Source organism: Nocardia brevicatena NBRC 12119, from assembly GCF_000308495.1.
Taxonomy (GTDB): domain Bacteria; phylum Actinomycetota; class Actinomycetes; order Mycobacteriales; family Mycobacteriaceae; genus Nocardia; species Nocardia brevicatena.
Genome location: NZ_BAFU01000068.1, coordinates 173,415 through 186,826 on the forward strand (window position 1 = coordinate 173,415; position 13,412 = coordinate 186,826).

Below are 13,412 nucleotides of genomic sequence, written 5' to 3' on the forward strand. Positions count from 1 at the left end.
CCGATGATTTCCCGTCCCGACAGGCAAGCCGATACCCGCGCCCCGCGCCCGGCCTGGTCACCGTCCTCCGACCCGGAGAAGGTCTCGTTGGTGCGTGCGTTGACCGGGCGTGACCGCTGGATTCTGCGGATGGTCTACGAGCATCGGGTCCTGACCACCGACCAGCTCGCCGACCTGGCATTCCCCACCGCCAGGATCGCTCGCCGCCGCCTGCCGATCCTGCACACCTACCGAGTCCTGGACCGGTTCCGGCCCTATCGAACTCGGGGCACCGCTCCTTACCACTGGACCCTCGCACCGGCCGGCGCAGCGATCCTCGCCGCCGAAGCTGCCGTGACCGTGCGCGAGCTCGGCTACAACCACCAAACCACCCTCTCGGTCGCCCACAGCCTGCAACTGACCCACACCCTCGGCGTCAACGAATGGTTCACCGCCCTCACCACCCGCCCCGGCGGCGGACAGGTGGTGAGGTGGTGGTCCCAGACCCGCTGCCAACGGCTCTGGGGCGACCTCGCACGCCCCGACGCCTACGGCCGCTACACCCACCACGACACCGTGTTCGACTTTTTCCTCGAATACGACCTCGGCACCACCGCCCTGCCCCGGGTCGCAGCCAAACTCCATGGATTCGCCGAACTCGCCCGCACCACCGGGGCCATCACCCCGGTCCTGTTCTGGGTGCCGACCACCACCCGCGAAATCAACGCCCGCACCGTCCTGCGACGAACCTGGGAACGGCTACCCGACCCCGAGGCAGTACCGGTCGCCACCGCCGCCGCCGAATTCCTCGACTCGATCTCCGGAACGAGTCCGGCCGAACGAGTGTGGCTGCCGCTGCACACCGACTCCGGACGCAAACCCCTGCACGAACTCGCCACCCTCTGGACGCACCGGACCCCCTTCGAAGACAGCCTCGACCCCGAATCGACCTGGGCACCACTGAGCGGAACCATCGTTCTCGCGCCACCGCCGCCGAACCCGCCGACCGCCGAGCACCGGTGAGATAGCGATGCTGGTCAAGGCTATCGGAGCGGGATTCGGGGCGTTTGTGTTCCTCACGGTCGTGATCGCGGCCGTGGTCAGCGCCGTCGTCGTGTTCGACCACGCACTCACCACACCCGCCCCACCGACCGCGCCCGGCACCGGCGCGCCCCCGAGCCCCGAAGCCCGCCAGGACATCCCCGCCGAGATGCTGGTGCTCTACCAGGCCGCCGCAGGGGACTGCCCCGGACTGGACTGGTCGGTGCTCGCCGCGATCGGCAAGATCGAAACCGACCACGGCCGTTCACCTCTTCCCGGAGTGACCTCGGGCGAGAACGCGTCCGGTGCCGGCGGGCCGATGCAGTTCCTGGCCGCAACGTTCGAGTCGGTCACCACCCGGCATCGGCTTCCCGCTGGCGGCGCGAGTCCGCCTTCGCGCTACCACCCCTCCGACGCGATCCATGCTGCCGCGTTCTACCTGTGCGACTCCGGCGCACCCGCCGACCTGCACGCGGCGATATTCGCCTACAACCACGCCGACTGGTACGTCGACCAAGTCCTCGACCAAGCCGCCCGCTACCGAGCCCCCGACACCCACAGCGGCGACTGCCATCCTCAAGTAGCCACGAGCCATGCTGCCGCGCAGGTGATCTCCTTCGCTTGCGCTCAACTCGGCCAACCGTATGTGTGGGGCGGCAACGGGCCCGACGTCAACGGCGGCTGGGACTGCTCCGGACTCACCCAAGCCGCCTACCGCTCCGCTGGAATCTCTCTCCCCCGTACCACCTACGACCAAGTCCACACCGGCGAACCCGTCGCCGAGGACCAACTCCTGCCCGGTGACCTCCTCTTCTACGGCACCGCTTCCGACGTCCACCACGTCGGCATCTACCTCGGAGGCGGACAGATGGTGCACGCACCCACCTTCGATCAGCCCGTCCAGATCTCGCCCTACCGCTGGTCCCAGGACGACTTCTACACCGCCACCCGCCCGACCGACAGCGCGCCCACCCACGCCGACTCCCACCACGAACCCTGACCCAGCCCACCATAACGCGCTACCGCGCGCCCACTCGCCTCGGCCGAAAGCACGGCACCCGGGCCGTTCACCCGACAAGGAGATCTCCCATGCTCAGCCCCCATACCCACCACCGCACCGTCAGCATTCGCCGCCGGGTCGCCCACACAGTGCTGGGCGCCGCCATCGCCACAGTCACGGCCTTCGGGGCCGGTGTCGCCACCGCCGACCCGGCAACCGGCCCCGGCACCGCCGACTGCCCGCGGTGGACCGCGCTGCTGGTACCGGGCACGTTCGAGACGACACCGGCAACCGATCCGGCTCAGCCGGTGGGGGTTCTCACCCCGGTCGCCGAATCACTGACCACCCGATACGGTACCGACATCGACGTCCGGGCCCTCACCGCCGACACCACACACTCCTCGACCGAATCCACCCGCCAACAACTGACCACGACACTGGCGGCGCTGTGCTCGCAAACGCACGTAGTCCTGGCCGGCAATGCCGAAGGCGCCGCAACCGTCGGTGACCTCGCCGCGGAGATCGGGAACAACTACGGCCCGCTCTCGGCCTCACAGGTGGTGGCGGTCGGACTCGTCTCCGACCCTCACCGCGGCCCGAGCACCCCTCAGTTGGGCACTCCCGTCGCCGGCCCGGGTGTCGCGGGCCCCCGGCCGCTGGACTTCGGTGAGCTCACCGACCGGGTCCGCACCCTGTGCCCGGACTCAGACCTGTACTGCTCGACCTCTTCTCAGGAATCGCCCGCGTTCGACGCGGTGGTGCGCGCCCTTACCGCCACCCCGGCCCTGCGCACGAGCCCGGGACAGGCCCCCACGCCGACAGCACCGGTCACAGCTTGGCCCTCGACGGGAGAGCTGACCGTCTCTCGAGTTCTCGCGCAGGTGGTCACCGTGGTGAACGGGCTGGCCACCTTCGCCGCGAACGTGCCCGCCATCGTCGCCGACCTCGCCGAACTACCCGCCCTGCTTGGTAGAGGTGATGTTCCTGGGCTGCACCGGGTCGCCGGGGACCTGAACAACCAGTTCCACCCTCTGGTCGCGATGGCCGCCGATATCGACCTGCGGCTGGTGGCCCGCGCTCTGGCGCTGGCCGCGCCGCTGGACACCACCGGTATTGCCGCCATCGCCTCCGAGGTCGTCGGGGTCCTCGCGGGTCTCGATATCACCCGCATCGCCACCAACGTCGGCCGTGCCCAGGAGATCGCCTGGAACGCGGCCGAGATACTGATCGCCGGGGACCCTGTCGGCGCCGTGCTGGCGCTGTCGGGACTGGCGCCGGTCGCCGCCGACCTACTTGCCGCTACCGCCTCAGCGTTCACCGGCACACGGTTTCCCTCGCTCGCCCAGACCTACACCGCCACCACGGGCACGGGCACGGGCACGGGCGACCCTGCCCACCAGGACAGCGACACGGCAGTATCCACCGGCCACGACACCGCCGCCGCCGCGCTGCTGGCGAACTGGCTTACACAGACGATCGACGCCACGAAGTAGAACCGCGCATCCGCATCCCGACGACCAGAGCGGCCGGTGGGGCCGAGCAGATGCTCGGCCCCACCGGCCGTCTCGGAATGTAGGTGGGCTAGGAGATCAACGGCGACACCGCAGGCTGTGTCTGCGCGGCCGGGTCAGCGGTGATCGGCAACCGCCACGTCGGCACGAGGTTCAGCATCTCGACCCCCTCCCCGTCCTCGTCCCCGGCGCTGTCGGGGGCCGGGAGTGGGGCCACGGTCGCGACCGCGCGGGCGGCGCTGTCGGGATCGGTGTAGGTGATTCCGGCCAGCGGCCCCGTGGTGATCCGCACGGCGGCGGTCCCGGTGTGGTATTCGGCGTCGGTGCGCATGCGGCGGTAGGCGAGGAACACCGGCAACCACTGCGCCGAACTATCCGATTCGGGCGGCGCGGTGAGGTGGCGGGCGGCCTCAGCGGTGACCGCCAGCCACAGCTCGAGACTGTCGGCGGCGTGCGGGGAGCTGGCGAACACGCGGTGCAGGGCCGCTGCGACATCGGCCGGAACAGAGATGTTGTACATGATCGGGGAAACCTTTCAGACGAGATAAATTGGAGTGCGATGCTGGGTTCCCCGGGGATAGGGCCCTCGGGGAACCCGGCACCGCATGTCAGGAGGAAGCTCCGGCGGCGTGGGCAGCGGCCGATGGGTTGGTGAAGACGCGGCCGTCGGGCAGCATCAACCCACCGCAGGCGGTGATCACCGCCGCAACGTCGAATTCAGAGTTCGCGATGCGATCGCCCACCCGCACCCGTCCCGCCGCGATCAGATCCGCGACGGTGACCCGCCGCGCACGCTCGAACGGGAACGGTTCGTCGAATTCGTAGTCCATTTGCCATGACGGCGCGCACTCGGTACAGATCGTGCCGTCACGGTGGCCGCACTCGTCGGCCGATGTCACCCGGAAAGCGACCTCCCTGACCCGGTGAATGAATTCGCCGGTACCGAAAACGGTGTAGGACTCATCCAGACGCGCGACGAGAACAGTGATATCCATCAGAAGATGCTCCAAAAATTCGGGCCGTCAGTTCGCCGGTGCCTGCGGTTGGTGCCCGGGATTCCGGGAGCGGTCGGTTGTCTCTGCGGAAGCGAGAGCGAACCGTTTGGGAGCCGTGCTGGTCTGCTGGGCGGTGCCGCCCTTGGTGAGGGTCACCAGCGCGTTGTGGACCGCGCCACTGGAACGGTCGAGGGCCTTACCGATCTGATGCGGGCTGAACTCCGCGTCCGGGTGATCACGCAGAAAGTCCTCGACCTGTCCCCGCAACGCACCCGAACGCAACCGGGGACCCACCTCCGGCTGCACCGCTGCCGCGTCATCACCCCTCACCGGGATATCCGGGGCAGGGTCGCCGTCACCATCGCCCGTGGGGCCTGCTACGGCCGCGACTGCCTGCCCAGGATCAGCGGACGCGTCGGAATCGGCGTTTGTCGTGTCCATCTCGGCGGGCGCGGCTGGTCCGGGCACAACCGGTTTTGGAGCCGCCGGTTCGGGCGCGACCGGTTCTGGGCCCGCTGGTTCGGGCGCGGCAGCCGGTTCGACTGTGGTCCATGTTTTGGCCGCACGGGGCGATTCGGGGTCACTGTGGGAACGGGCGGCCCCGGCGGTTTCCCAACTCAGCAGCGCGCGCCGGGCTGTTGACACCCCGACCCTGGCCACATCGGCCAGTGCGGCCGTGGTGGATCCGGGGTGGGTGCCCAGGGCGGCCCACAGCGCCGCGTCGGTGTCGTTGCGCAACACGGGCACACCCGGGGCCCCCGATCCACTGTCCGGGGCGGCAGCGGCGGTGTCACGGGCTGGATCGGGCGTGGCCGATGCAGGCGCCGTGGCGTTCTTCTTCTTACGTGTGGACATGACAGATCCCTCCAACAATGTGGTTCGGGTGAATACGGGTCATGTCCCGGCCGGGACGGCAACCACACCGGATCGGGGCCGAAATCCCCCCGGGTTTCGGCGTGGGTGCCGCTCCTATGGACGCTCGATACCCCGGCTGCTGTCAAGCGGACCGTGAAAGAAAATTCCGCGCCCCGAATTCCTCTCGTCAGATCCAGTAATGCCCTCGACACGAGAGGAATCGGACTCGCCGGCAGCGAGGGTCAGTGGACTCGATCGTCCTGCACCCGACCACCACGCACACCGGAGAACAGTTGGCTCGCACCAACTCGGCAGCGCGCCTCCCCGCCGACATGGCGACGCCGCGATTGTCGACCCCGCCTATGACTTGCATCGGCAACACGTCAGCGAAGCACCCGCCCCAGGGTGACTACCAGTGATCCTGGCGGTTGTGCCACGGCGGCTCGGGCACGCTCCAGCCCCCGGATGTGTTCTGTTGGTGTTCGCGCTGGAGTTGGTCGCGTTCGCGGCGTACCTGTTCGGCGAGGTCGTAGATCGTGTCGAGGTCGGTGGTCGTGCCGCCCATCACTTCGACACGGGTCAGGCCGTCTTCGACGTCGTAGTCGCAGTTGACGATCTCTTCGGCGGCGTGGCGGGGGCACCCCGGGACGGTGACGATGGTGTCGTCGTCGAAGATCCGTACACGCACACGGATCTCACCGCCCTCGCATGGCGAGTATCCCCAGGCCAGGCGGCGGGAACGATCCGCGCCGAGTAGGCAGCCTCTACTGTGGACGGCCTCGGCGGTCATGGACAGTATGTCGGCCGCGGCCATGGCCGATTCGAGCCGATCGTGCAGTAGCCCGCCGGTGGTCCGTTCCAGCCCATTGAGTGTGACGCGCACTCCGTAGTAGGCCGCGTGAACAGTCGTCCACTCCATACAGTCGAGGCCGGCGTCCTCACGCACACGCTCCAGCTTGCCGAGTACCTCCCCGATCGTGGTACGGAATTCCTCGTTCGCCTCGTTCTGAGTCACCCGGTGCTGCTGCCAGGAGGGCACGACCACAGTCGTCGGCGTCAGCTTGACGGACCGAAGCGCACGAACCTTCGGCAACAGAACATCCGCCGCGGCAACGACATCGGCGCAGGTCGGATCCGCCAAACCGTCCTGGCCGAGCTGTTCGGCATCCTCGCGCCGCCAGTACTTTTCGACCCCGTCGATCTCGAACTTCACGGGCCGCAATCGTGCGTTCCTCTCGGCCTGCTCACGCTCCTGTGCGGCGAGTTCTTCTCCGCGCCGGAGAGCGTGCCGGTATTTCACGCCGTCCTCGGCCTCGATCCTGCGAGCCCGGCGGCGCCGGCGCGCACTGCTGTTCTTCGACATGTTCTCGTCCGTTCCCGGCAGAGGTGCCCACGCCACCCTGCCTGCGACGAAACAGCATGCGAACAGGGGAAAGGTGTGAACGCGGGCCCCGGGAAGGACCTTGGCCATCAGCGTCACCGAACCGGCGTGGGCGAGGCAACTCAGGCGAGTAAAGAGGAGCGCGTGCGCGGCCTGACACTCCACACGCAGCATATCCTCCCGCACCCAGCAGAAGAGCCAATTTCGCTGAGGCAACACTCTAGCCTGCATGAGCACCGACGGCCACGGCAGGGCGACGACGATTGAACCCCGGGACAGCCGACCATGTGGAGGCCGCCCTGATGGACGGCCTCCACATGGTCGGGTGGTCGCTACAGCTTGTCGGTGGACTCGGCCGGGAGTATTTCGAACGGGTCGCTGTCGAGCAGGATCAGCGAGCGCCCGTTGTCCCAGTCGACGTGTATCTGTCCCAGGCGTGGCGCGCCGAGATGGGTGACGGTTCCGATGGTGCCGACCTTGAGGGGGCGGGGTCGCCGGGCAGCGGGCCGGTGATCCGGACCCGGTCACCCACCCGAGGGGGCGTCGGAATGGGCTGGTCCGTCGTGCGGTCGTCGTTGACAGCGGCGGTGAGGTCGAGTCGGAACAGACCCGGCTCATGGGGTCGCGAACGAGTGAGGGCGGTGTCGGTGATGGCGCGGATATCGGTGGCGTAGCAGGTGATGTCGAGATCGAGGTCGTGATCGGCGACCGGATTGCCGTGGGAGTCGCGGAATCCGGCGACGCCGAGGCCGCCGTAGGGTTCCCAGTCGAACAACACCGTAGTGATCGCGGGGTGACGGCTACCGATCTCGGCGGTGACGAGTTCGAGGACGGCCTCGGTGATGCGCTGTTCACGCACCGGCCCCAACGGCAGCGCGAACGCCGCCGCCAGTCGGGTCCGTGCCGTGTCGGCGGCACCGGGACCGGAGCGACCCGTGGCGGTGGCGGGGTTGTGGGTGGGGTGGTTCATGTCATGTCCTCCATCAGGCGTGGTGGTCGGGGTGGCCCCGGTATCGGGAACGAGCGGGCGTCCGATACCGGGGGCCGGTCGGTAGTGGTGGGGGTCAGGGGTGTGCGTCGCTCCAGGCGGCGGGCAGTTGCCCGCCGGTGGGTCCCGGCTTTGCCGCCCCCAGGGGGCGCGGTGCCAGACCGCGCCCCGAGGGCGGGGTGGGGTTAGGTGTTGCGGACGGTGGTGGTGGCGGCGCGGCCGATAGCGGCGGCGGTGGCGGCCGGGTCGGTGACCATGTGCACATTCACCCCCGACAGGGGGTCCGGGTCGCTGTCGGCCGGTGCGAGCCACAACACCGCGCACCCAGCAGCGCGCAGCGCGTCGACTCGGGTCTGGGCGCGGTGGCGGTTGCCGCCGCTGTAGTGGCCGTCGGAGATGATCACCAACAGTCGGGTTGCGCCGGGCCGGGCCAGGCCGAGGGCACCGTCGAGAGCCTCGACAGCGTCGTCGATGACGTGGAGGTAATCCGGGCAACTGAATTCGGTGACCCGTGTGGGGGCGGTGCCGGGGTAGGTGATCGGTTTGGCCGAGCCCCCGAAGGTCACGGTCGCGGTGTCGGCGGGCATGGTGGCCAGCTCGGCGGCGCGGGCGATGATCCACGCGGCGGAGGCCACCGGGGCGGCGTACGCCTCCATCGAGGAGGACACGTCACAGGCGATACCGACCCGCAACGGTGGCTGCGGAACGGTTTTGCGGGTGGTGCGGGTGAACGGTTCGGCGGTCGGGATGGCCCCGGCGGCGCGTTGGGCCTCACGGGCCAGCGCGCCGCGCATCCGCAACCGGCCCGGCGGCACTGCCGAAGTTGTGCGCACTGTGGTCCGTTCCCGGGTGGCGGCGGTGTTGAGTGCGCGGGCCAGCACCCGGGCGGCGGTGTGCTCTTGCGAGTAGGCGGCGCGGGTCCGTCGCCTGCTCTCGGTCCGTCCCCGGCCCGAGCCGTCGCCGAACACCTTCCCCGCTTGCGAGGCAGCCTCAGCGGCGGCGCGTTGGGCGGCGTGGCGGGCGGCGGCGGCGATCTCGGCGGGGTCGGGTTCCACCGGCGAATCGGCGACCGCGTTGCCGATGTTGGTCACGGTGTCGCCGATCGCGGCCCCAAGCGGCGAGGCCGGGTCGGGGTCGGTGTGGGGGTCGGGGCCGACGATATCGAGCCAGCGTTGCCCGAGTTCGAGCATGGTGGCGGTGTCGGTGTCGGCCGTGGTGTGGGCCTCGCGCCAGATGGCGCGGAGTTCGTCGAGGGTGTCGGTGCCGAGGATGGCCTCGATCGCGGTGGCGGCGGGCGCGCATTCGGCGGTGTCGAGGATGCCGCCGTCGTGGCGGGCCAGGATGAGGGCTGCGTTGCGGGCCGCGTTGTAGGGGGTGGGCGGAATCTGGGCGGCGGCGAGCGCGCCGCCGTTGTCGCCGATCACGATCTCGGTGGCACTGGCACGCAACCAATGCCGGTCATCGGGGCGGCGGCGAATCTGGGCGGCCTCGATCCGGGACTCCTCGAGCAGCATCGCGGCCTCGACCACCTCGGGGTGCGCCACCAGCGGCGGCTCCCACCGCGTGTGTTGGGCGTGGGCGCACTCGTGTACCAGCGCGCCCCACACTGCCGGGTAGCGGTTGCGGTCGCTGTTGCGTTCGGGGCGGGCGGTGGCGGGGTCGATGAACAGGCGGGTGCCGTCGATCTCGATGGCCGCGCGGCTCGGGATGAACACCGCCGGATTCCCGTACGCCGCGCCGGGGGCGATCGTTACGGTCAAGTCGGCACGGTCGGCGATCGGCGGGGCCTCGGCGGTCATCGCAGCCGAGAGCGTGGCCCATCCACCGGTGACAGGCACAGAGGCCGGGGCGGGTACGGGGGCGGTTCCCGGGGAAGTGGGGGCAGGGGCGGTGATCACGTGGCCGGTCATGGCTGGTGGTGCCTTTCGTGGGTGGGGTGGGTGGCGCGTGGTCAGAGGCGGGGGCCGAGAGCCAGCGGGGCGTGGCGGGTGCCGTACACGGTTTTCACCACGGCGGCGACGATGTCGCGGTCCTCTTCGGGGGCGGCCCCGACCAAATTCGCGGCGGCGGTAGCGGTATCGGTGGCGGCGGCGATCTTGCGGTACGCCAGCAGCTCGCGCAGTTGCGGTGCCCACCCGATCTCGCCTTTGGCCTGCCGGTTGGCCAGCTCGCGGGCCACTTTCACCGCGCGGCGTTCCACACCGAGCTGTCCGGCGAGGTCGTAGTCGGAGCCGACCTGCACCTGGAACGCGAACCGCGAGGCGAGGGCGTCGGACAGGATCGCGCCGTGCACGCCGGGGTTGTGTCCGGCTACGACGAAGAACCCGGGCTCGGCTGTGATGACCTCGCCGCCGTGGGCTTTGATCACGATCTCGCGGCGGCCGTCCATCGCGGGGTACACCACCGAGAGCACGGTCGGCGGGATGAGGGTCGCGTCGTCGATGAACAGCACCCGGCCCTCACGCATCGCCCGGACCAGCGGCCCATGCACGAAAACAAAAGTACCGTCGGGGTTCTGGGTGTACTCGCCCACGAAATCGGCGACCGTGGTGTCCCCGTCGCCCTGCACGGTCAGCAGGTCACCGTAGGCGGCCTCGATCAGCGAGGTTTTTCCCGTCCCGGGCGGGCCGTACAGCAGGACCGGGACCTCGGCGGTGCGCATGGTCTGCAACACCTCCACGTCGGCGCGCCCGGCCAGTTTGCGCATGTGGTAGGTCTGCCCGTTCGGGCGCGCCACCGTGGTCCCGGTCCGCGCCGGGGCTTTGGGTGTTGTGGCTTTGGGTGCCTTGCGGGGGCGCGGTGCGGCCGGGGCGGCGGATCCGCCGGTGGCCGGGGCGGGTGCGGTAGGCGTGGCGGTGGGGGCCGGGGTGGCAGCGGCGGCGGTGTTCGGGTTGGCGCGGTAGCGGCGGGGTGAGGCCGAGGTGCGGTCGGCGTGCCCGGCACCGGTCAGGGCCTCGAGCGCATTCCCGACAGCCCCTGACGACCGTCCGAGGGTTTTCGCGATCTCACGCGGCGAAAGCTCATCACCCGCAGCATCTACCAGCGCACCGGCGACCATGCGCCGCAATTCCCCATTGCCCAAACGAGCACCAGTTGCGGGGGCCGGGGTCGCGTTGTTAGCCATTTCATCTCCTGAAAGTTCCATCCCATTTCACGCATCAATGCGGGATCGTGGCATACGTGTAGCGAGGCCACCAATAGGATTTCCGTGGATTTCCCGGCGAATTCCGGGAACGGCTCGACGCTAGCTCGACGCACAGTGTGCTCACAACCCGAAAAGGCAGAAATAATTACGGAATTCCGCCTCAATCGCGCAAATTCGGCCGCGCAACACAAGAAAGAAATGCACACATACCCAAGGCCGGCGGTGGCGGGTCTTCAAAAGAAATAACCTATTCGCCCCGGAAAGCAGGATGGAGAATAAAAGAGGAATGGAGATAAGGGGATTCAAGGGAGTGGGAGGAGATTGCCAGCAGGGCTATAGCCGGACAGAGGCCGGCACGCGACCCGGCCGAGCATGTCTATACAGCTTTGTGTATAGACAATCCTGGATGCCATCCGCGCGGATATATACCCCTCTACCTGCGTCTATATGCGCGCCGGGGTGGGGAAGTTGGATCACCCCACGTTTCTCCGCATGCATTTCCCCACGTATTTCCCCACGTATCGGTCGTGCAAGATTTCCGATATGTTCCGGCGAGCACCCCTCCGGATATTCCGATGCGATCCACCGCCACGAATTTCGGAGAACAATACTCGGCAAACCGATATTGGAACGCCCATTCCGGGCATTAGAGTCCTGCGGATGTGGCTGTTTCAGCGGATAGATTACCGGATATTCTGTAAGTTTCCGGCGCGTTCGGGTCGATTATTTCCGGTGTGGTTGTCAGGTTCCGGTTTTGGGTGGATTTCTGTCTTCGCCTCGGCGGAGTTGTTCGAGGAGTTGGCGTGTTTCTCGGCTCGGAGATTCGCCTATCTCGCTGAGTCTGCGAGTCAGGAGTGTATAGGTGCGGGCGAGGGCAGCGTATTCGCCCAGGAGTGCGTGCTGGCGCAGGATGTCGCGCCAGACGGTTTCGTTGTAGGGGTCGGTTTCGACTGTCTGCTCGAGCAGGCCGAGGGTGGTGCGGGGGTCGTGGTCGGCGTCGTGGGTGGCCAGCCAGTCCAGCGCGTTGTGGGTGTCGCGGCGAGCGGATTCGCGCAGCGGTTCGGTCCAGGAGCCGGTGAGGTCGGCGGCCAGGTCGGTGGTGGCGATGGAGGTGATGGCCCGACATGCGGCGCTGCGGTCGGTGTCGCTGCCGGCGTGGCGGCGCGCGGCGACGGCGGCGAGGAAGTCCCAGTAGTCGACACTGGCCGCGTTCGCCGATAGGCGGCAGTGCAGCCGGTCGTCGATGAGCACGCTGGTGACATGCCCGCGGGTCGCGGTCGTGATCGAGGCGCGCAGCCGCGACAGGGTATTGCTGAGTGCAGCCGAGCGCTCCGGTGATTGCCCGCCCCAGATCAGCTCGATCACCCGTGATCGGCTCAGCCCCTCCGGGTGCAGTGCCAGCAGGGCCACGAGTTCACGGCTACGCGGCTGCAATTGGCTCGTGATATCGACCTGCTCACCGGACCCGGGTGCACGCCACAAGATCCTGGTGGCCCCGAAGACGAACACCGACAGGGCAGGCGAATCAGGCTCCGGCGCAGCGTTGTCCGGGCTGGTCTCCGGTGCCGCGGCGAGGTCGTCCTCGCCCGGCCGGCCGGCGTCCTCGACCTCGCTTTCCAGGGCTGGTGGCCTCGCGCTCGCTACCAGGTGTTCCGCGGCCACCGGCTCCGGTGTGGGTGGGCGCGCCGGTGACGGCTGGTCGATCCGGTAGATCCTCGGCTCGCTGTCGGTGCGGCGGCGCGGGCGCTCAGGGCGGCCAACGTGGCGGGTGAGCGGCTGGGCGGGGCGTTCTCGGTGGCCCTCGCCGCGGAGCTGGAGGTCAACGGCGGTGGTGATGGGGCGGGCCGGCGAGGTCAGGTGCCGCCGTGCACGTCGGCCGAGCAGCAGCGCACGGGCACCGGCCCGAGTGGCGGGCAGGGTACCCAGGACCGGCAGCCCGATCGCCGTGGCGTAGTCGCGGTCGGCACCGATGAGCACAATTCCCCGAGGGCGTCGACGGCGGGTGAGCGCCAGGATGCGCTGCTCGGCGGTCTCCGGGTCGATGTGGTCGGCGCGCACCACAAGCAGGCAGGCATCGGCCGCAGCGAACACCGGATGCGGGAGCGAGTCCGGTTCACCGACACCGCAATCGGCGAACACGGTCACACCGGTCCCTCGCCAGATGGCGTGCGGGCCGGTGAGCAGTTCGACTACCAGGGCGGCACTCTCGGCGTCGTGGCCCGGTGGCGCGGCCAGCAGCGCCTCGCCTCCGGGTAGGAACTGCACATGCTGTGCCAGCAGATCCGGGGAGATGGGCTCGCCGGGGATCGTTCTGCGGGCCAGGCTCGACGATCCCAGATGCGGGTCCGCTCCCACCATGTCGGCGAGCTGTCCGCCTGCGGGGTCGGCTTCCACGACCAAGGCGGCTTCCGGGCCGGGCCAGGTACGGGCGAGCGCGACGGTGGTTGTGGTGGTTCCGGCGCGGGGACTCAGTCCGGCGACAGCGATCAACAGCGGCGTCTGCGAGCCTGTCCTCAT

11 protein-coding genes are annotated in these 13,412 nt (G+C 68.9%); 3 read left to right on the forward strand and 8 right to left on the reverse strand.

Annotated features, from left to right (window positions below; translation table 11 throughout):
* The first annotated feature begins 3 nt into the window (after positions 1-3).
* From ON20_RS18930 to ON20_RS18940, 3 genes are all read left to right on the forward strand, one after another.
* Positions 4-1,002, forward strand: coding sequence for a replication-relaxation family protein (locus tag ON20_RS18930; RefSeq protein WP_040837209.1), 999 nt, complete (start codon positions 4-6; stop codon positions 1,000-1,002).
* A gap of 7 nt (positions 1,003-1,009) precedes the next feature.
* Positions 1,010-2,020 (forward strand): C40 family peptidase, encoded by a 1,011-nt coding sequence (locus ON20_RS18935; protein WP_040837211.1) that lies wholly within the window; start codon positions 1,010-1,012, stop codon positions 2,018-2,020.
* 89 nt (positions 2,021-2,109) lie between these two features.
* Positions 2,110-3,513 carry a cutinase family protein gene (locus tag ON20_RS18940; protein WP_040837212.1) on the forward strand — a complete coding sequence of 468 codons (1,404 nt, stop codon included), beginning with the start codon at positions 2,110-2,112 and terminating at the stop codon, positions 3,511-3,513.
* Positions 3,514-3,601: 88 nt separating this feature from the next.
* On the opposite strand, the gene ON20_RS18945 is transcribed toward ON20_RS18940, so the two are convergent.
* From ON20_RS18945 to ON20_RS18980, 8 genes are all read right to left on the reverse strand, one after another.
* Positions 3,602-4,051 (reverse strand): hypothetical protein, encoded by a 450-nt coding sequence (locus ON20_RS18945; RefSeq protein WP_040837213.1) that lies wholly within the window; start codon positions 4,049-4,051, stop codon positions 3,602-3,604.
* A gap of 88 nt (positions 4,052-4,139) precedes the next feature.
* Positions 4,140-4,526 (reverse strand): hypothetical protein, encoded by a 387-nt coding sequence (locus ON20_RS18950; protein WP_040837215.1) that lies wholly within the window; start codon positions 4,524-4,526, stop codon positions 4,140-4,142.
* Positions 4,527-4,553: 27 nt separating this feature from the next.
* A complete protein-coding gene (locus ON20_RS18955) occupies positions 4,554-5,381 on the reverse strand; it encodes a hypothetical protein (RefSeq protein ID WP_157228899.1) in 828 nt (275 codons plus the stop codon).
* A gap of 409 nt (positions 5,382-5,790) precedes the next feature.
* Positions 5,791-6,744, reverse strand: a complete 954-nt coding sequence (locus tag ON20_RS18960) for a hypothetical protein (protein ID WP_169332356.1) — start codon at positions 6,742-6,744, stop codon at positions 5,791-5,793.
* Between the two features lie 350 nt (positions 6,745-7,094).
* Positions 7,095-7,229, reverse strand: a complete 135-nt coding sequence (locus ON20_RS40625) for a hypothetical protein (RefSeq protein WP_157228902.1) — start codon at positions 7,227-7,229, stop codon at positions 7,095-7,097.
* Between the two features lie 706 nt (positions 7,230-7,935).
* Positions 7,936-9,660, reverse strand: a complete 1,725-nt coding sequence (locus tag ON20_RS18970; RefSeq protein ID WP_040837218.1) for a VWA domain-containing protein — start codon at positions 9,658-9,660, stop codon at positions 7,936-7,938.
* A gap of 41 nt (positions 9,661-9,701) precedes the next feature.
* A complete protein-coding gene (locus tag ON20_RS18975; RefSeq protein ID WP_040837220.1) occupies positions 9,702-10,874 on the reverse strand; it encodes an AAA family ATPase in 1,173 nt (390 codons plus the stop codon).
* A gap of 762 nt (positions 10,875-11,636) precedes the next feature.
* A complete protein-coding gene (locus ON20_RS18980) occupies positions 11,637-13,412 on the reverse strand; it encodes an AfsR/SARP family transcriptional regulator (RefSeq protein WP_040837223.1) in 1,776 nt (591 codons plus the stop codon).